The sequence below is a fragment of the Terracoccus luteus genome (assembly GCF_003635045.1).
Lineage (GTDB): Bacteria > Actinomycetota > Actinomycetes > Actinomycetales > Dermatophilaceae > Terracoccus > Terracoccus luteus.
On record NZ_RBXT01000001.1, the window covers coordinates 3,694,815 to 3,712,517 of the forward strand.

Sequence of the window (17,703 nt, forward strand, 5' to 3'; positions counted from 1 at the left end):
GGGTACTCCATGATGGGACCATGGCGAGAGCGAGCAGCAGCACGGATGCCGTCGGGGCGACCGCCGACCCGGACGTGACTGTGAACGTGTCCGAGGACGTGGCCGACGTGACGGGCGACGCGGGCGAGGACCTGCTCAAGCTCGACCAGCAGGTGTGCTTCGCGCTCGCGGTGGCCGCCCGCAACGTCATCGGCCTCTACCGACCGATCCTCGAGCCGATGGGCCTGACCCATCCGCAGTACCTCGTCATGCTCGCCCTGTGGGAGCGCTCGCCCCGCCAGCTGCGCGAGGTCGCGTCGGCGCTCAGCCTCGAGCCGGCCACCCTGTCGCCCGTCGTGCGCCGGCTCGAGGCGCAGGGCCTGCTCACCCGGGCCCGCCGTCCCGACGACGAGCGCTCGCTCGACATCGGCCTGACCGCCGAGGGGCGGCGACTGCGCGACCGGGCCCTCGAGGTGCCGCCCCAGGTGATGGACCGCCTCGGCATGGGGGTGTCCGACCTGCGCGAGCTGCACACGGCCCTGACCCGCGTCATCGCGGCGACGGCCACCGAGGGCTGAGCCGCCGGGTCAGCGGGGTCAGCCGGGTCAGCCGCGCCGCGACCACTCCGGGTCGACGACGGACGGCGCTGCCGGGTCGGCCCCCACGGCCGCACCGTCGTGGTCCTCGTCGAAGGGTGTGAGCGCCCGTTCGACGGCCGCGCGGAGCGGGGTGGGCCGCTCCGGCGCGAGGCCGAGCCGGGACGCGCGGTCGTCACCGGCCACCATGTCGTGACGCAGGCTGGCCATGAGCGACTCGACGGTCTGGGTCGGGACGTCCGTCAGCTGGCCGGCCAGCCACCCGGCGAGGGACTCGGGCAGCGCCGGCAGCGGCACCTGCACCCGGCGGAGGCCGGCGACGTCGGAGAACACCTGCAGCAGCTCGGGGTAGGTCACGCGGTCGGGGCCCGCCACGTCGACGTGGCCGACCACGTCGCCACGCTCGACGGCCTCGCCGAGGTGGTGCACGGCATCCGAGACGGCGACCGGCTGCACGACCGTCGCCCGCATCCACTCGGGGATGCCCTGCACGAGGGGCAGCCGCTGCGAGAGCTGACGGATGATCTCGAAGCTCGTCGAGCCCGAGCCGACCACGACGGCCGCGCGCAGCGAGAGGGCGGTCGCGTCGCCGTCGGCGAGGATGCGCTCGACCTCGAGCCGAGAGGCGATGTGCTCGGACAGCTCGCTCTCGGGCACGTCGGGCACGATGCCGGAGAGGTAGACGACGCGGCCGACCCCGTTCTGCGACATGGCCGCCCGCACGTTCTCGGCCGCCTCGCGGTCGGTCTGGCGGAAGTCCGTCTCCGACAGCCCGTGCACGAGGTAGACGACGGCGTCGACGCCGGAGACGACCTCGAGGGCCTGCCGGGGCTGCAGCACGTCGAGGCGCCGCCACTCGACGCGGTCGCTCCACGGCGTCGGGCGTGGCGTCTCGCTCGTGTGCGTCGCCACCACCTCGTGGCCACGTCCGAGCAGCTCGGGCACGGTGCGCGAACCGATGTAGCCGGTGGCGCCGGTCACGAGCACCTTCACGAGCATCTCCTCCGTCGGGACGGCCCGTGGAGGGCCTGTCCACCCGCTCGTACCCGCGGGCGGGCTCCCGCGGCGCAAGCGACCCGGCATCCCGGATGCCGTCATGGCGGGGTCAGCGTCGGCGGGCCCGGTTCGCGGCGTGTCGCGTCGGGTACCCACAGACCATGACGACCGTTGCCGAGCTCATCGTGACCGCCCTCGCCGACGCCGGGGTGAAGCAGGTCTGGGGCGTCGTCGGTGACGCCCTCAACCCGGTGACCGACGCCATCCGCCGCGACGACCGCATCGAGTGGGTCGGTGTGCGCCACGAAGAGGTCGCGGCCTTCGCCGTCAGCGCCCAGGCCCAGCTGACGGGCACGATCGGCGTCTGCATGGGCACCGTCGGCCCGGGCTCGATCCACCTGCTCAACGGCCTCTACGACGCGAAGAAGTCGCACGCCCCGGTGCTCGCCATCTGCGGCCAGGTCCCGACGCAGGAGATCGGCACCGACTTCTTCCAGGAGGTCGACAACGACCATCTCTTCGCCGACGTCGCGGTGTTCGCCGAGACGCTGACCTCGCCGGTGCAGCTGCCGCAGCTGCTCGAGCAGGCCGTCAACGCCGCCTACGCCCAGCACGGGGTGGCGGTGCTCACCCTGCCCGGCGACGTCGGCGACCTCGAGGTCGACCCGGACGTCGCCACCCCGCGCTTCGCCCCCGCGGCCGAGCCGGCCCCGGCCTCGATGGCCGAGGTGACCGCCGCCGCCGAGGTGCTCACCGACGGGCGGCCGGTGACGCTGCTCGTCGGCTGCGGCGCCCGCGACGCCCGCCACGAGATCCTCGAGCTGGCCGACCTGCTCGCCGCGCCGATGGTGCTCACCCTCAAGGCGAAGGAGGGGCTCGAGCAGAAGAACCCCTACGAGGTGGGCCAGTCCGGCCTCATCGGCAACCCGGCCGCGGCGAAGGCGCTCGACGACAGCAAGGTCCTCTTCCTCGTCGGCACCGACTTCCCCTACCGCGACTGGATCCCGACCGGCAAGACCGTCGTGCAGCTCGACGCCCGCGGCGAGCACATCGGGCGGCGCACGAGCGTCGACCACGCCCTCGTCGGCGATGCCGCGACCACGCTCGAGCTGCTGCTGCAGCGGGTGCGCCGCCACGGCCGCCGCAAGGACCGCTCGCACCTGGACGATGCCGTCGAGTCCTACCGCTCGTGGCAGGAACGTCAACAGTCGCTGCTCGACCCGGGCCACGACTCGACCCTGCTCGGGCGGGCCCGCGCCGTCTTCGACAACCCCGACAGCCGCATCCGTCCCGAGGCGCTCGCGGCCGCCGTCGACCGCGCCGCCCCCGACGACACGGTCTTCACCGCCGACACGGGCATGTCGACGGCGTGGCTGTCGCGCTTCGTGACGATGCGCGGCGGCCGCCGCCTCCTCGGCTCGTTCAACCTCGGCTCGATGGCCAACGCCCTGCCGATGGCCCTGGGTGCGCAGGCGCTCGACCGCTCGCGCCCGGTCGTGTCGTTCAGCGGCGACGGCGGGCTCATGATGCTGCTCGGCGACCTGCGCACCGCCGTGACCTACCAGCTGCCCGTGCGCGTCGTCGTCTTCGACAACGGCAGCCTCGGCATGGTCAAGCTCGAGCAGGAGCAGGGTGGGCTGCCGGAGTTCGGCACCACCCTCGACAACCCCGACATCGCCGCGGTCGCCGCCGCCCTCGGCCTGCCGAGCCGTCGGGTCACCGAGAACGACGAGCTCGAGGATGCCGTGCAGTGGGCCTTCGGGGTCGACGGTCCCGTCCTGCTCGACGTCGTCACCAACCCCGACGAGGTGGCCGTGCCACCCCAGCCCACGCTGTCGCAGGCGTGGGGCTTCGCCATCGCGAAGAGCAAGGAGGTCATCGAGAGCCGGTGACCGTGGACCGGCCGGGTGCTCGTGAGCCGGTCGGGATACAACTGGGTCATGGGGAGCCTGCTCGTCGCGGTCGCGCTGCTCGGGGTGTTCTGGGTCTCCTGGCGCCGCGAGCCCCGTCGGCTGCGCCTCGGCGTCTACCTCGTGCTGGCCGCCTGGTTCGCCCTTGGCGCGCTGCTGCAGCTGACGCGCGACCTCTGGCCCACCGACGGCGTCTGGGCGTTGCTGCCCCTGCTGCCGGTCCCGCTCACCGTGCTCGCCCTGGCCGGTTTCCTCGTCGCGAACGGCCTGACGATGGTGCGCAAGGAGGGCCGGAGCCTCGGCAACCTCCTCTCGCTCGTCGTCGGGGTGGCCCTGGTGGCCGCGCCCGTCGTCGCGATCGTGCTGCTGCGCACCCACGACGGGCCGTTCATCGCGGTGGCGGTCTTCGCCTTCTTCGTCTGCGTGCAGCTCGGGGCCAGCTTCGCCGCGTTCCTCGCCTACACGCTCGCCTACCGTCGCGTCCGACCCGGTGACGCCGATGCTGCCGCCGTCGTCGTGCTGGGCTCGGGTCTCGTGCGGGGGCAGGTGCCGCGCCTGCTGGCCGGTCGCCTCGACCGGGCGGTGACGGAGTGGCGGCGCCTGCGCGCCCTCGGGTTCTCGACGCCGCTCGTACCGTCGGGCGGTCAGGGTCCGGACGAGCCGCGGGCCGAGGGCGACGCGATGGGCGACTACCTCACCGACCGCGGCATCCCGGCATCCGACGTCGTCGTCGAGGACGCCGCCCGCACGACGGAGGAGAACCTCGAGCTGTCAGTCGCACTGCTGCGTGACCGGGGGCGCGAGGGCCGCCTCACCGTCGTGACGAGCGGCTACCACGCCCCCCGCGCCGCGCTCATCTCGCGCCGGCTCGGGATGGACGCCGTCGTGCTCGGCGCGCCCACCGCGCGGTACTTCGTGCCGAGCGCCTACCTGCGCGAGTTCGTGGCCGTGCTGACCTACCACCCGTGGCTGCACCTGCTGCTCGTCGCACCGTCGGCCGCCTTCGCAGTCCTGCTCGCCCGCGCCTACTGATGTCACGACCGGAGCCCAGCGCCTCGTCGGCGGTGGGGGATGTCGGGGTCGGCATCCGCCACGCCCGGGCCGACGAGCTGCCGGCCCTGGCCCGCCTGGAGCGTAAGGCCGACCGGGCCTTCGCCTCGGTCGGGCTCACCGTCGTCTCCCGGGCCCCGGCACCCTCGCCGCAGGAGTACGAACCGGCCCTGACCGCGGGCCGGCTGCTCGTCGCCGTGGCCGACGGTGGTGCGGTCGCGGGCTTCGTGCGCATCGACATCGTCGACGGGACGGCGCACCTGCACCAGGTGAGCGTGGCGCCCCGGCACGGCGGTCGGGGGCTGGGTCGTGCACTGGTGGCCGCGGCCGAGAGGTGGGCGGTGCGCCACGGGCACCGGCGTCTGACGCTGACGACCTACCGGGACGTCCCGTGGAACGGGCCCTTCTACGCGCGCCTCGGCTACGTCGTGCTGCAGCCCGACGCGCTCGGTCCCGGGCTGCGGGCCCTGCGTGACCGCGAGCGCGCCGACGGCCTCGAGGTGCGTCCCCGGCAGGCGATGGTCAAGGAGCTCGACGTCCCCGGCGGGCCGAGCTGACGGTCGGCCCTTCTTCGGGCCGTGGCGCGGTTTCGGACGCCGGTGGATGCCGGGTGGTGTCTCTTTTCGGGCCGTGGCGCGCTCAGGGGCGGGCGGGGATGCCGTCCGCCGCCTCGAGGAGGTCGCGCAGCCGGGCGAGGTCGGTGGCCACCTGGGCGGCGTCCCGGTCGAACTCGTCGTCGGTGAGGCCCTGACGACGCACCGTGAAGACGACCTCCGCACCGTCCGGGTGGGACAGCACCCGCATCGGGTTGGTCACGACCGTGCCGTCGGGGAGAATCACGTCGTGGTCGAGCACGCCGAGGTCGTTGCGCGGCACGAACCGCACCGTCACCGTCCCCATCGGGGAGTCGACGACCAGCACGTCTCCCTCGCGGTGCACGGCCGCGCGGGCCAGCCCGGCCGCCCACTCGGGCAGGTGGTCGGGGTCGACGGCGTACGCGTAGACCTCCGCGGGTGGCCGGCGCACGACCTGCGCGACGTGACGGCTGGAGTCGTCCGACTGCTTTGTCGCCACGGCTCAGCCCGCCTCGGGGGAGCCGTCGCCCGTCGACGCGAGGTGCGGGGCCGTGACGAGGGCGTCGGGCGACCTGCCGGCCACCACATCGGTCATCGGGTCGCTCGCCACGAGGTCGGCCACCGCTCGCCACTGCCCGTCGACGGTGCGCGCACCGGTGACGGGGTCGCCGAGCAGGTGACGGGCGCCACCCACCTCGCGCGGGTCGTCGGTCGCGCCGGGGCCGGCGACGTACACCGTCGTCTGCTCGGACATCCTGCGCAGCAGGGCGCCCTTGGCCGTGAAGGCGGTGCTCCGGTGCGACGTCAGCACGACGGCATCCGGGCCCAGCGACCCGACGGCGAGGGCGACGTCGGCGGTGGGGGTGTCGGCGCCGAGGTAGCAGGTGCGCCAGCCGAGGCGTGACAGCACGAGCGCCATGGCCATGAGCCCGAACTCGTGCTTCTCGCCGGGCATGCAGGCGAGCACGGCCAGCGGGCCCGACGACCGCATCTCGTGGTGCAACGTGAGCGACAGCCGTGTCCGGATGACGCTCGAGGCGAAGTGCTCCTGCGCCACCCCGATGTCACCGGTCTCCCACCGCGACCCCACGCCGTGCAGGTAGGGCAGCACGACGTCGGCGAGCGCCACGTCGAGCGGCACGGAGTCGAACAGGGCGCTCAGCGTGCGGTGGCCGCCCGCCTCGTCGAACGACTCGAGCGTGCCCTGCAGCCGGGCGCACCACTCGTCGGACGTGAGGGTGCCGGATGCCGGGAGGCTGCGTGAGCGCGCCACCGACCGTTCCGCGGCGCGGGCCCGGGCAGCGTGCCTGGCCGCCGTCGCCCGCGGCGTCCGACGCTCGTCGGACGAGGCGCGGCCGGCGGGGGTGTCAGGGGTGTGAGGGGTGACGAGGGTCGTGAGGCCGGACGAGGCCGGCACGGCGAAGGGCGGTGCCGGGGGTGTGGACTCGGGACTGGTCTCGGGCGTCGTCTCGGATGTCACCGAGCTCTCCGATCATCGAGCGTCACGTCCGCCTGGCGGTCGCAGCGATGAGTGGTCCCGTTGCTCGAGTCATCTGACGCTGTGCCCCCAGTCTACGCCCGGTACGGAGGCGGGATCCCCGTCCGTGATCGCTGCCCGAGGGGCGGGCCGCCTCGGAACCCGGTGGACCGATGCGCGGCCGCGCCGCACGATGGGGCGGTGCCCTATGCCGTCGCAGCCTCTTCGACCGGCCCGGCCCCGGTGGGGTCGGCGACGGTGGTCGTGGCCTGCGACGAGTCGGGGTCGGAGGGCGAGAAGCTCGTCGGCGGCAGCACCGACGTCTTCGCCCACGCGGGCGTGCTCATCGGCTCCGACGAGGCGAGCGAGGTGCTGCGACGGGTGCGCGCCGGGACGCGCTCGCCGGCGGTCGAGGTCAAGGCCAACGTCGTGCTGCGGCCGCAGAACCGCCGCACCCTGACGTGGCTGCTCGGCGACTCGGGCCCGCTGACGGGCCGCGCCAGCGTGTTCCTCGTCGACAAGCCGCTCCTGCTGACCGTGCGTCTCGTCGGTCTCTGGGCGGCCGGGACGGCCGATGCCGAGCGCGCGGCGTGCGACCTGCACCGGGTGCTGACCGCCGACGCGGACCTCGCGCCCGTGTGGGCCGTCGCGCTCGACGAGACGAACGGGCTGCTGCGCGCCCGTGACCTCGTGACCGCCCGGGCGCGGCTGGAGAGAGTCCGCGCCGCGCTGACCAAGGTGCTCGCCGGCCTGTCCGACGCGTCCGACAGGCTCTCCGGCGAGGCGGGCACGACGACCGTGGCGACGACCACGCTGGCGGCGCTGGTGGCCGGCCTCCCGGCATCCGACGGCGGCCCGGAGACGGACACCGCGCTCGGCGAGCTCACCGGGCCCGAGCGCAGCCGTGCGCCGCTCGACCCCCTCGAGCCCGGGCTCGTCGCGACGGTGCTGCGGTGGGCGGGGCCGGCCGGTGGCGGTCCGCGACGGCCGGGTGGGCGGAGTGGGCCGGTCGAACTCGTCCACGACGCGCAGTCGTCGCTCACCGACGACCGGCTGGCGCGCGTGCGGGCCGCGGTGGGGGAGGACGTCTCGTCGCGGGTGCGGTTGCGCTTCGTCGACTCACAGCTGGACGCCCGGGTACAGGTGGCCGACCTCGTGGCCGGGGCGGCGCGGAGGCTGGCCGAGGCGGCCCTGCACGGGCGACCCGACCCGGGCCTTCTCGAGCTCGTCGCCGCGCACGTCGACCCGACGTCGACGTGGGCCGACGAGCGCAGCTGGGCGCTGCTCGCGCCCCCCGACGACCGCCGGGGGGCGCGAGCGACCGGTGCGCCGGTGACCGGCGACGCGGCTCAGACGGCCTTGAGGCGGGTCACCCAGTAGGGCGCGGTGTCGGGCGACGGCACCCCGAAGCGGGCGTTGACGGCGAAGAGGTTGCTGCCGACCAGCGTCGCCGTCGACGGCACGGACAGGTCGTCGCTGCTCAGGGCGCGCAGCCAGCGGGCCGTCCAGCCCGACGGGGTCGGCTGCAGTCGGACGACCGCGACCGACGCGTCGTCGGAGCCACGCACGACGTACAGCGTCGTGCCGCGGATCTCGAGACCGTCACCCGCGACGATGCCCGGACCGCCGGCGACCGGGATCTCCCGGGTGCGGCCGGTCGACGGGTCGACCTGCCACAGCCCGCCGACCCGGCTGTTGTTGAGGACGAGGTCGCCGCCGGGCAGCTCGCGGATGCCGTTGGCGTTGATCTCCGAGCCGCCGCCGGCGGGCCAGGCACCGCGCAGCCGCAGGAAGCGGACGGGTGCGCCGGAGGGGGTGCCGCCACGCGTGAGCCGGAGGACGGCGAGGCGGTCGACGTTCGAGTCGGTGACGTAGACGGCGTCGCGGGTGACGACGAGGTCGTTGAGGAACACGGCCCCGTCGATCACCGTGTCGCCGGCGACCGCCCCGGTGTCACCGTCGACGGCCCAGACGTGTCCCACTTCGCCGACGTTGCCGACCGCCCAGACGAGGTTCGTGCGCCGGTCCCAGTAGAGGCCGCGCAGGTTGCGGCCCGTGGCCCCGGGCAGCAGCACGGTCGTCCTCCCGGCGCGCACGTCGCCGGTGACGATGCGCCCGTCGGCGAGCGAGCCGACGTAGAAGCGGGTGCCCGGACCGGAGGTGATGCCCTCGGGCCGGATGCCGTCCGGCAGCGGGATGCGCGGGCTGCGACGCTCCGCGCCGGCTGCGGTGAGGGGCGAGGCGAGAGCGGCGCCGGGGGAGGAGAGCGTGACGGCGCTGGTGACGACTGCGGCGGCGGCCGAGCCGAGGACGAGGCGACGGGAGACGGGGGCGCTCGACAGCGAGCCGGCCCCCACAGAGAAGTGAGTGTCCATGACCCATCCTGCGCACAGGTGCGCCACGGCGTCGACCGTCACGGCGACGGCGGACGACGAAAAGCGGTGCGCCGCCGGACAATCCGGTCAGCGCACCACCGATCCGTCTGCGGGGCAGCCGTCCCGACGAGCCGTCAGGCCTTGGCCTTGGTGAAGTCACCCAGCCGGCCGAAGTGGTCGGCGAGCAGGTAGTACACCGTCACGCGGTTCTTCGTCCGGTCACCGGCGAGGGCGGTGCGGACCCCGGCGAGGGCGGCGTCCATCTCCTCGTCGGAGACGGTCAGGGCCAGCTTCTTCTTGAGGAAGTTGTTCTTGACCCGGTCGAGCTCGGTCTTGTCGCTGAAGGAGACGAGCGCGGAGTCGCGCTTGTGCAGGGCGATCCCGCAGTAGCGCACGATGCCCTTGATCGCGTCGTCGTCGGCGTCGGGTGCGTACTTCTTGACGTCTGCTGCCCAGTCCTCGGCCATGCTGCCTCCTCGGTGCTCGAGATGCTCGCGTCGTCGGTGGTCCCGGCGGCACTGCCGACGCTAGTGACCGGAGCCGGGCGTGACCAGAGTCGACGCCGAGAAGACGGTGGGTGTCGACGGTGCACGGCGGCGGGCGACGCCGGGCGACGGCGGGCGACGGCGGGCGGCGGGCTCAGCCGTCGGCGGGGTCGAGCAGGCCGCGGTCGTGGGCGATGGCCGCCGCCTCGGTACGCCCGGCGGCCCCGAGCTTCACCAGGACGTTGGAGACGTGGACGCTGACGGTCTTCGTGCTGATGAAGAGCCGCCGCCCGATCTGGCCATTGCTCAGGCCCCGGGCGACGAGCCCCAGCACCTCCCGCTCGCGCGCGGTCAGGGGAGCGGTGGGGCCGGACGGGCGACGGGTTGCGACCGGACGCGGACCGTCGACGCCAGTCAGGCCGCTCGACCGCGCACCGTCGAGGCGGGCGAGGCGGTCGAGGCGGTCCAGCAGCGGCCGCGCACCCAGGCGCTCGGCGACGACGCGGGCGCTCGCCACCTCGTCCCGCGCCGCGGCGGTGTCGCCGGCCGCGACGAGTGCGGACGCGAGTCCGGCACGCGACCGGGCGGTCTCGAAGACGTGGCCGTAGCCCTCGAACGCCGTGACCGACTCCCGCCAGGCGGCCACGAGCGTGGCGGGCGAACCGGCATCCTCGCCGCCGATGAGGTGGTGCAGCCACGCCGACTCCGCCTCGAGGCGCGCCGCCCAGGCCCACGTCTCGCGGCTCGTGGCCTCGAGGTCGTCGGTGCTGCCCTGGTCGGCGACGACCGTCCGGGCCCGCGCGGTCAGGTGGTCGACCGTGGCCACGGCCTCGCGCAGCGCGACGGTGGGCAGCCCGTCGACCGACGCGGACACCTGGCCGGCCAGCAGCGCGGCGAGGCGAACCTGCGCGTGGAAGTCGTCGCCCCAGACCGACTCGAGCACGGCGACACCGTCACGGGCGAGCGCGACGGCGGCCCCGGCATCCTGCGGGCCGAGGAGGTCGATGCCGGCCGTGAGGCTGAGCACCGCGCACAGCCCGTCGACGTGCCACCACGACCGCAGCTCGTCGAGCAGGCCCGCAGCCGGGGCGACACCGCGACCGGCGTCGACGGCGAGGGCGGCCGCCCGGAAGATCGCGCGACCCGGCTGCGGGGCGTCGGGCGGGGCGAGCAGACGGTGCGCCGCGTCGTCCCACTCGCCGAGCTCGTAGGCGACGAGACCGCCGAGGAGGCGGCACTCCTGACCCCACGGGGCCCAGCCGCGGTGCAGGCGGTGGGCGACGGCGGCGCCGAGGTCGAACTCGTGCTGAGAGGCGCGCAGCTCGCCGCGGCGGTGCAGCACCGACCCCAGCTGGTGGTGCACGCGCAGCTGCGTCGGGTCGTCGGGGGCGAGGTCGGCGGCCACCGTGTGCAGGTGGCGCTCGACCGCGCCGAGGTCGTGCCGGGCGTCGATGGCCCACGCGATGATCGTGCGCACCTCGGTGAGCGCCATCGTGAGGCCGAGACCGTCGGCCAGCTCGACCACCTCGTCGGCCACCCCGGCCGCCTCGGAGAACTCGTCCGCGTCGACGAGGGCCTGGAGGTGCGCGCTGAGCACCCGCACCCTCCGTTCGTCGGGGGTGCCGTCGAGCAGGGCGACCGCCTGTCGCGTCAGGGGCAGGCCCTCGAGCGGCACGTCGAGGTTGCGGGCCCGGGTCGCGAGCGCGGCCAGCAGGTCGGCCCGGTCGGGGTCACTCTGACCGTCCGGGTGGTCGAGCCGGTCGCACAGCAGCTCGATGCCGCGCAGCGGGTCCCCCGCGAGCGTGGCGGCGTCTGACGCGCGACGCGTCACCCCGTCACGTCGCGGGTCGTCGGGCCGCAGCCACTGCAGGGCCTGCTCGAGGTGGCCGAGCGCGTCCTGCGGGCCGCCCACCGCCGTCGCCGACTCCGCCGCTGCGAGGGCGGCGTCGACCGCGGTGTCGAGGTCACCGACCGCCGCCGCGTGCCGGGCCACCTCGGATGCCGGTGCCGTCCCGGGCTCGGACGTGAGCACGGCGACGAAGGACCGGTGCAGCCGCAGCCGCTCGCCCGGCAGCAGCCCGTCGGCGACGGCCTCGGCGAGCAGGGCGTGACGGAACCCGTAGGCCGGAGGCCAGGCCGTGACGAGGACGTGGTGCTCGACGGCGGCGGCGACCGCCCGGTCGAGACGGTCGTCGGGCAGCGCGCTGACGCGGGACAGCAGGTCGTGACCGACGCGGTGACCGGCGAGCGCGACCACGCGCACGACGAGGCGCGCGTCGTCGTCGAGGGCGTCGATGCGTGCTCCGAGCACCCGGGAGACGCCACCGCCGAGGGCCCGTCCGGCGGCGGCGTTCGCGGCGAGCTCCTCGGCGAAGAAGGGGTTGCCACCCGCCCGGCGCACGACCTCGGCCCCCGTCTCGCGGTCGACGTCGGCCGACCCGGCGACGATGTCGCCGATCGCGTCGTCGGGCAGCGGGGCGAGCTCGACGTGCTCCACCCCGGCGATGCGGGCCCACACGGCGAGCGTCTCGTGCAGGGGGTGGCGGCGGTGCAGGTCGTCGGAGCGGTAGGAGACGACGAGGGCGAGGGGTCCGGCGAAGCCGCGCGTCAGCAGCAGGGTGATGAGGTCGCGGGACGAGTGGTCGGCCCAGTGCACGTCCTCGACGACGACGAGGGTCGGGCAGTCCCGGCCGAGGGCCGACAGGAAGGCGTGGACGGCCTCGGCGACCCGGCCGGGAGAGGGTGGGGTCGCCGGCAGGGGCGGTTCGTCCGGGTCCCCGCCCGCGGGGGTCGTGACGCCGGACCCTCTCGCCCCGCCGGCGGTCCGGGTCTCTCGCGGCAGGAGATGGGCCAGAGCGGGGTGGGCGCCCAGCGTCGCCGCCGCGACGTCGGGTACCTGCTCGGCGAGGGCGCCGACCAGCTCGACGAACGGCAGGTACGCGAGGGCGCTGCCGGCCTGGCCCACGCAGTGGCCCACACCCGTACGCCACCCCGCCGCGTCGGCATCCTCGACGATGGCCGTGACGAGGCGCGTCTTGCCGATGCCGGCGTCGCCGGACAGGACGGCCACGCCCCCACGCGCGGTCTCGCGGTGGGTGCGTGTCGAGCTCGTGCCCGTACCGGTCGTGGGGCCGGCCAGGCCGAGTGCGTCTGCGAGCCGGGCACGGTCGTCGTCACGGCCGACGAGCAGGGCGGGGCGCGACGGCATACCGGTGATTATCGGGGAACGCACGGCTCAGCGGGTGCCCGGACGCAGCTCGCGGAGGGCGTTGCGGCGCATCGTGCGCCGCAGCACCTCGAGCGAGGAGTCGCGGCGGGCGTGACCGCGGGCCCGGCCGTAGCGGGCCTCGATCTCGAGGCGGACGAACGAGGGGTCGATGTGCATGGCGTTCATGGCTGGGCCTCCGGTGGGGTTCGTGCTGACTCCTCCACGGTCGGCCGCTGAGGTAGGGCGTCACATCGGGCGAGCGCCCTATCCGTGGGACCGACCCCCCGGGGCACGACCACCTCAGGCGGTCGGGCCCTACCTCAGACGCGGCGCCGTCGCGTCGGCCCGGCCACTCCCGTCGTCGCCCCGTGTCGCCCCTCGCCCTCGCTCAGGCGGAGAGCAGCAGCGTGGCCGCGATCGTCACCATGACGACCGCGATGACGACGTCGAGCACCCGCCAGGTGACCGGTCGGGCGAAGAGCGGAGCGAGCAGGCGTGCCCCGAAGCCGAGGGACCCGAACCACAGCACGCTGGCGGTCACCGCCCCGGTCGCGAACCACCAGCGGTCGGCACCCTGCTGGTTGGCGACCGAGCCCAGCAGCAGCACCGTGTCGAGGTAGACGTGCGGGTTGAGCCAGGTCAGGGCGAGCACCGTGAGCAGCGTCCCGCGGCGGGTGCCGGCCCGGCCCTCGGCCTCGAGCGCGCCGGGGCGAGCGGCTCGCCGCAGGGACTGCACCGCGAAGGCGATCAGGTAGGCCGCGCCGACCCAGCGGACCACCGTGACGACGGCAGGGTGCGCGGTGATGACGGCGCCGACGCCGGCCACCCCCGCCACGATCAACGCGGCGTCAGACACCGCGCACACCGCGACGACGAGGCCGACGTGTCGACGGGTCAGGCCCTGGCGCAGCACGAAGGCGTTCTGGGCACCGATCGCGACGATGAGCCCCAGGCCGGTGAGCAGGCCGAGCAGAGTGGTGGACAGGGTGATGGGCACGGGCCGACGCTAGGTGAGACCGAGCCAACAGTGAAGCGACATGATCTGATGGATCATCAGTATCTCTTCATGAAGGAACCGTTGTGTCCGTGAGTCCGGAGCAGCTGGCCGCCCTCGTGGCCGTGGTCGACGAGGGGACCTTCGAGGCGGCCGCACGCGCGCTGCACGTCACCCCGTCCGCGGTGAGCCAACGCATCCGGGCCCTCGAGGTCGAGGTGGGGCGTGTCGTCGTCGTCCGGTCGGTCCCGTGCCGGCCCACCGCCGCCGGGGAGTCGGTGCTGCGCATGGCCCGCCAGCACCGCCTGATCGAGCTGGAGCTGGCGGCCGAGCTGCAGCTCGGCTCGGGGGGTCCTGTCGAGCTCGCCGTGGCGGTCAACGCCGACTCGGTGGGCTCGTGGTTCACGGCCGTGCTGGCCGCGTGTGCGCAGTGGCCCGAGGTCACCCTGCGTCTGCACGTGCACGACCAGCAGCGGTCGGCCGAGCTGTTGCGGACCGGGACGGTGCTCGGCGCCGTCACCGCCGACCCGACTGCAGTACAGGGGTGTTCGACCACACCGCTGCTGACCGTGCGATACACCGCAGCGGCCACGCGGAGTCTCGTCGACCGGCACCGCCGCGGCCGGTCGGTCGACCTGGCGACCATGCCGTTGGTCCGCTTCTCGGCCGACGACGACCTGCAGCAGCACGTCCTCGACCGCCGTGGCATCACCGTGCGGCCGCCGACCCACGTCGTCCCCGACTCCGCGGGCTTCGAGGCAGCGGTCCTCGCGGGCCTCGGGTGGGGTGTGCTGCTGCCCGACCAGCTGCGTCGGCTCCGCGACGACGACGTCGTCCCGCTCGGGCGTGACGACCACGTCGACGTGCCGCTCTACTGGCAGCGGTGGCGGCTGCCGTCGAGCCACCTCGACCGGCTCACGGCCCTCGTCACCGAGGCGGCACGTGCGTCGAGCCGGCCCGCAGCTCGCGCCACGCGACGAACCCCCCGATGACGTCGGTCGCGCGGTGCACGCCGAGCTGCCGCAACGAGGCGGCGGCGAGGCTCGAGGTGTACCCCTCCTGGCACAGCACCACGACCTGCAGGTCGTGGTCGGCCTCCGGCAGGGCGGCGTCGCTCTCGGGGTCGAAGCGCCACTCGAGGACGTTGCGCTCGACGACGAGGGCCTCGGGCAGCTCACCCTCGTGCTGCCGTTGGGCCGCGGGTCGGATGTCGACGACGACCGCCCCGTCGTGCAGGGCCGCCTCGGCCTGGGCCGGGGTCAGCCGCTGCAGGTGCGCGCGGGCCTCGGCGAGCATCTCGTCGATCGTCACCAGTCGGAGCCCATCCTCGTCTGCTCGATGACCTCGAGCAGGCCGTCGTCGACCTCCTCGTAGTTGTTCATCGTCGTCAGCTTGGGGGCGTAGACGTGGAGGCTGACGGCCGGGTCGGGCCCGTGGTTGGTGACCCGGTGCAGGTGGCGCGGGCCGAACGTGCGCTGGTCACCCGTGCCGAGGATGACCGCCGGCCCGGTGGCCCGGCGCTCGTCACCGGGGCGCGGGCCGGCCTGGTAGCCGGCCACCTCCTCCGTCAGCACGCCCTGGAGTACGACGAAGGAGCCGGCGCTGCCGCCGTGGTCGTGCCACGGCGTGCCCTGGCCCGGCAGCCACGTCAGCAGCCATGCCTCGTGCTGCTCGTCGGCGGCGAGGCGGGCGTAGTAGCGGGTGACCGGGTCGAAGTCGACGAGCGGCTGCCAGAGCGGGCGCTGGCGTGCGAGGGTGCGGGCCGTCTCGGCGAGCACCGCCGGCTTCCACGTCGCGCGCGGGCGGGAGGCGGAGGAGGGCGACGGGAACGTGGCGGGAGAGGGGTCGGTCGTCGCAGGCGTGGTGTGAGTGGTCATGGGGCTGGCCTTTCGAGGGGGCGGGGAGTCGGGCTGGTGCGTCGGGCGACGTCAGGGGTGGCGTCGACAGCGACAGCCCGGCATTCGTGCCGGCTCTCTCGAGGTGGTGCTGGCAGCGGGGGCGATGGTCGCGACACGCAGCGAGGTGCCGGTCGCAGTCACATAACCGATGGTTGCCATACACAGAACGCTAACTTATGGATGTCGATCGCGCGAGTGAGCGTCTCGCCTTACGGTCCGCACCCCGTGGTGTCGGCCCCACGCCTTGCCCCACGCCCCCGTCGCCGGGTCGCCAGCGGTCCTCGCTGACGCTCTATCCCCGGATATCGGCCTCTGACTAGAGACGGGTAGACGACACGATCGACGCCGTCAGGCCACGCACCGCTCGGTGTCGCTCAGCAGGTCTCGGTCCGGCGGCTACGCCGCTCCAGAGTCTCCAGCCGCTGCGTGGGGAGGGCCCACTCGATCGTCTGCCCGTCTCGCGTCGAGAACCGGACCGCGAGGTCGGCGTCCAGGGCCATGACGAGGCTCTCCCACCGGGACGGGCCGGCGGCTGCTGGCCCGGTCCGAGTCCACCGCCCGCATGGAGCAGGCGAAGGCCACACCGGGACCAGGCCGGCGTCGCCCTCGCTGCGTCATGCCGCCGACCGCGTGACCCACCATCCCGCCGATCGTCTCGGCAACGATGTCAAGCCTGGCCGGAGGCTATGCCCACCCATGACTCTCGTCGTCCGAGCATGGGTGGCGGCGGGTGGCTCAGCCCCGCGGGTTGCGGCGGGCGATCGCCGTGGACAGCACGGTCGCGAAGGCGCACCACGCCGCGTACGGCGTCAGGGCGACGCCGGCCGCCTTGTGCTGCTGGGCGGTCCGTCGGGCGAGGTCGGCCGAGCTGATCGTGAGGGCCGCGCACTCGAGGGCCGCCCACGCGGGCCGCTTCGAGCGCCAGAACAGCCAGCTCCAGGCGGCGTTGAGCACGAGGTTGGTCGCCACGGCGCCCTTGTACGTCGTCGTCGCCTTCTCGTCGGTGTGCCGCTCGTGGGACGTGATGCCGGCCGCGGTCATGACCGCGACGTCGGCGTAGAGGGCTGTCCAGACGAGGGGGAAGGCGACGGCCGGGGGCTGCCAGTCGGGCAGGTCCAGGCTGCGGTACCAGCGGGACTCGGGCTTGGTCGCGAGGGAGCCCACGACGGCCGTGGCGACGACCGCGGCGCCCGTGATGGCCAGGTTGCGCATGGCGTGGTCGGGCTCGGCCGTCTCCATGGCCCCGCTCACGGCGTCGTCGAACGAGGTGAACTTCCCGGTGTGCGGGATGAGGTCGAGGATGTCGTCCTCCTTGACGACGACCTCGTGCACGAGGCTGCCGACGAGGGGCTTGGCCAGCCCGGCGGAGATGGGCGTGACGAGCCCCACCCAGTGGCTGGCCAGGCGCGGGGTGAGCACCGGGATGGTGACGACGACGGGGGGCCGCCGGCCGGTGACCTGCGAGAAGCGCTTGATCATCTGGCGGTACGTCATCACCTCGGTGCCGCCGACGTCGAAGGTGCGGTTGACGTCGGCCGGCAGGTCGCCGGCGCCCGCCAGCAGCGTCACGACGTCGTCGACGGCGATGGGCTGGATCTTGTTGTCGAGCCACTTCGGCGCGACCATCGCCGGCAGCCGGGTGGTGAGGTAGCGCAGCATGTCGAAGCTGGCCGACCCGTCGCCCAGCACGACCGCCGCCTGCAGCACCGCGGTCGGCACGCCCGACGCGAGCAGCGTGCGGCCGACCTCGACGCGCGAGGCCAGGTGGGGCGAGAGCACCTCGTGGTCGGGGTGGATGCCGCCGAGGTAGACGATGCGCGAGACGCCGTTCTCCTTCGCGGCCCCGGCGAAGGCCTCGGCGGCCGCCCGGTCGCGCGCGGCGAAGTCGGGCTTGTCGTCCATGGAGTGCACGAGGTACCAGGCGGCGTCGACGCCCTTGAGCGCCTGCCGCATGTCGTCGGCCGAGCCGACGTCACCCTCAGCGACCTCGACCCGGTCACGCCACGGCTTGTCGTCGAGCGAGCTCGCGTGGCGGGTCAACGCGCGGACGGTCCACCCGGCATCCAGCAGCGTGGGCACGAGGTGGCCTCCGATGTAGCCGGAGGCGCCCGTGACGAGGGCGGTACGGCCCTCGGTCGGGGGCGGGGTGGTGGACATGGG

At 74.3% G+C, this 17,703-nt stretch carries 17 protein-coding genes; 6 read left to right on the forward strand and 11 right to left on the reverse strand.

Features of this window, described 5'->3' with window-relative positions; all coding sequences use genetic code 11:
• Window positions 1-20 precede the first annotated feature (20 nt).
• Window positions 21-557 (forward strand): MarR family winged helix-turn-helix transcriptional regulator, encoded by a 537-nt coding sequence (locus DFJ68_RS16625; RefSeq protein ID WP_121034689.1) that lies wholly within the window; start codon window positions 21-23, stop codon window positions 555-557.
• A gap of 27 nt (window positions 558-584) precedes the next feature.
• Here the strand turns inward: DFJ68_RS16625 and DFJ68_RS16630 are convergent, their stop codons facing one another.
• A complete protein-coding gene (locus DFJ68_RS16630; RefSeq protein WP_170165808.1) occupies window positions 585-1,568 on the reverse strand; it encodes an NAD(P)H-binding protein in 984 nt (327 codons plus the stop codon).
• Between the two features lie 164 nt (window positions 1,569-1,732).
• Here DFJ68_RS16630 and DFJ68_RS16635 point away from each other — a divergent pair, with 164 nt between their 5' ends.
• The 3 genes from DFJ68_RS16635 to DFJ68_RS16645 are packed head-to-tail and all read left to right on the forward strand — an operon-like array spanning window position 1,733 to window position 5,088.
• Window positions 1,733-3,463, forward strand: a complete 1,731-nt coding sequence (locus DFJ68_RS16635) for a thiamine pyrophosphate-dependent enzyme (protein ID WP_121034691.1) — start codon at window positions 1,733-1,735, stop codon at window positions 3,461-3,463.
• 48 nt (window positions 3,464-3,511) lie between these two features.
• Window positions 3,512-4,513: a YdcF family protein gene (locus tag DFJ68_RS16640; protein ID WP_147431637.1), complete on the forward strand. Its 1,002-nt coding sequence runs from the start codon at window positions 3,512-3,514 to the stop codon at window positions 4,511-4,513.
• Window positions 4,513-5,088 (forward strand): GNAT family N-acetyltransferase, encoded by a 576-nt coding sequence (locus DFJ68_RS16645; protein ID WP_121034693.1) that lies wholly within the window; start codon window positions 4,513-4,515, stop codon window positions 5,086-5,088. Before DFJ68_RS16640 ends, DFJ68_RS16645 begins: the two co-directional genes overlap by 1 nt.
• 82 nt (window positions 5,089-5,170) lie before the next feature.
• On the opposite strand, the gene DFJ68_RS16650 is transcribed toward DFJ68_RS16645, so the two are convergent.
• Both DFJ68_RS16650 and DFJ68_RS16655 read right to left on the reverse strand, forming a co-directional pair.
• Window positions 5,171-5,605, reverse strand: a complete 435-nt coding sequence (locus tag DFJ68_RS16650; protein ID WP_121034694.1) for an SRPBCC family protein — start codon at window positions 5,603-5,605, stop codon at window positions 5,171-5,173.
• Window positions 5,606-5,608: 3 nt separating this feature from the next.
• Window positions 5,609-6,586 (reverse strand): cobalamin B12-binding domain-containing protein, encoded by a 978-nt coding sequence (locus DFJ68_RS16655; protein ID WP_121034695.1) that lies wholly within the window; start codon window positions 6,584-6,586, stop codon window positions 5,609-5,611.
• A 198-nt stretch (window positions 6,587-6,784) separates the two neighbouring features.
• On the opposite strand from DFJ68_RS16655, the gene DFJ68_RS16660 reads away from it, so the two are divergent.
• Complete coding sequence (locus DFJ68_RS16660; protein WP_147431638.1) at window positions 6,785-7,963, forward strand: hypothetical protein; 1,179 nt, start codon at window positions 6,785-6,787, stop codon at window positions 7,961-7,963.
• Here the strand turns inward: DFJ68_RS16660 and DFJ68_RS16665 are convergent.
• The 5 genes from DFJ68_RS16665 to DFJ68_RS16680 form a co-directional block, all read right to left on the reverse strand.
• Complete coding sequence (locus DFJ68_RS16665; protein WP_121034697.1) at window positions 7,933-8,958, reverse strand: NHL repeat-containing protein; 1,026 nt, start codon at window positions 8,956-8,958, stop codon at window positions 7,933-7,935. The genes DFJ68_RS16660 and DFJ68_RS16665 overlap by 31 nt on opposite strands.
• A gap of 134 nt (window positions 8,959-9,092) precedes the next feature.
• Window positions 9,093-9,425: a DUF2853 family protein gene (locus DFJ68_RS16670; protein WP_121034698.1), complete on the reverse strand. Its 333-nt coding sequence runs from the start codon at window positions 9,423-9,425 to the stop codon at window positions 9,093-9,095.
• Between the two features lie 172 nt (window positions 9,426-9,597).
• Window positions 9,598-12,651: a helix-turn-helix transcriptional regulator gene (locus DFJ68_RS16675; protein WP_121034699.1), complete on the reverse strand. Its 3,054-nt coding sequence runs from the start codon at window positions 12,649-12,651 to the stop codon at window positions 9,598-9,600.
• A gap of 27 nt (window positions 12,652-12,678) precedes the next feature.
• On the reverse strand, window positions 12,679-12,837 hold the full coding sequence (locus tag DFJ68_RS18380) for a hypothetical protein (protein ID WP_170165809.1): 159 nt from the start codon (window positions 12,835-12,837) through the stop codon (window positions 12,679-12,681).
• Between the two features lie 202 nt (window positions 12,838-13,039).
• A complete protein-coding gene (locus DFJ68_RS16680) occupies window positions 13,040-13,648 on the reverse strand; it encodes a LysE/ArgO family amino acid transporter (protein WP_245963710.1) in 609 nt (202 codons plus the stop codon).
• 89 nt (window positions 13,649-13,737) lie between these two features.
• On the opposite strand from DFJ68_RS16680, the gene DFJ68_RS16685 reads away from it, so the two are divergent.
• Window positions 13,738-14,637, forward strand: coding sequence for an ArgP/LysG family DNA-binding transcriptional regulator (locus DFJ68_RS16685; RefSeq protein ID WP_170165810.1), 900 nt, complete (start codon window positions 13,738-13,740; stop codon window positions 14,635-14,637).
• Here DFJ68_RS16685 and DFJ68_RS16690 read toward each other — a convergent pair.
• The 3 genes from DFJ68_RS16690 to DFJ68_RS16700 all read right to left on the reverse strand — a co-directional run bounded on the left by DFJ68_RS16690 (window position 14,573) and on the right by DFJ68_RS16700 (window position 17,700).
• Window positions 14,573-14,956: a rhodanese-like domain-containing protein gene (locus DFJ68_RS16690; RefSeq protein ID WP_338067430.1), complete on the reverse strand. Its 384-nt coding sequence runs from the start codon at window positions 14,954-14,956 to the stop codon at window positions 14,573-14,575. The genes DFJ68_RS16685 and DFJ68_RS16690 overlap by 65 nt on opposite strands.
• Window positions 14,953-15,522, reverse strand: a complete 570-nt coding sequence (locus DFJ68_RS16695; RefSeq protein WP_121034701.1) for a cysteine dioxygenase — start codon at window positions 15,520-15,522, stop codon at window positions 14,953-14,955. Before DFJ68_RS16695 ends, DFJ68_RS16690 begins: the two co-directional genes overlap by 4 nt.
• A gap of 756 nt (window positions 15,523-16,278) precedes the next feature.
• Window positions 16,279-17,700 (reverse strand): tryptophan-rich sensory protein, encoded by a 1,422-nt coding sequence (locus DFJ68_RS16700; RefSeq protein WP_121034702.1) that lies wholly within the window; start codon window positions 17,698-17,700, stop codon window positions 16,279-16,281.
• Window positions 17,701-17,703: the final 3 nt, after the last annotated feature.

Bases quoted from the DNA above. Each gene is read 5' to 3' on its own strand.
- DFJ68_RS16625 (WP_121034689.1), top strand. From the start codon at position 21: ATGGCGAGAGCGAGCAGCAGCACGGATGCCGTCGGGGCGACCGCCGAC.
- DFJ68_RS16635 (WP_121034691.1), top strand. From the start codon at position 1,733: ATGACGACCGTTGCCGAGCTCATCGTGACCGCCCTCGCCGACGCCGGG.
- DFJ68_RS16640 (WP_147431637.1), top strand. From the start codon at position 3,512: ATGGGGAGCCTGCTCGTCGCGGTCGCGCTGCTCGGGGTGTTCTGGGTC.
- DFJ68_RS16645 (WP_121034693.1), top strand. From the start codon at position 4,513: ATGTCACGACCGGAGCCCAGCGCCTCGTCGGCGGTGGGGGATGTCGGG.
- DFJ68_RS16665 (WP_121034697.1), bottom strand. From the start codon at position 8,958: ATGGACACTCACTTCTCTGTGGGGGCCGGCTCGCTGTCGAGCGCCCCC.
- DFJ68_RS16670 (WP_121034698.1), bottom strand. From the start codon at position 9,425: ATGGCCGAGGACTGGGCAGCAGACGTCAAGAAGTACGCACCCGACGCC.
- DFJ68_RS16675 (WP_121034699.1), bottom strand. From the start codon at position 12,651: ATGCCGTCGCGCCCCGCCCTGCTCGTCGGCCGTGACGACGACCGTGCC.
- DFJ68_RS18380 (WP_170165809.1), bottom strand. From the start codon at position 12,837: ATGAACGCCATGCACATCGACCCCTCGTTCGTCCGCCTCGAGATCGAG.
- DFJ68_RS16695 (WP_121034701.1), bottom strand. From the start codon at position 15,522: ATGACCACTCACACCACGCCTGCGACGACCGACCCCTCTCCCGCCACG.
- DFJ68_RS16700 (WP_121034702.1), bottom strand. From the start codon at position 17,700: ATGTCCACCACCCCGCCCCCGACCGAGGGCCGTACCGCCCTCGTCACG.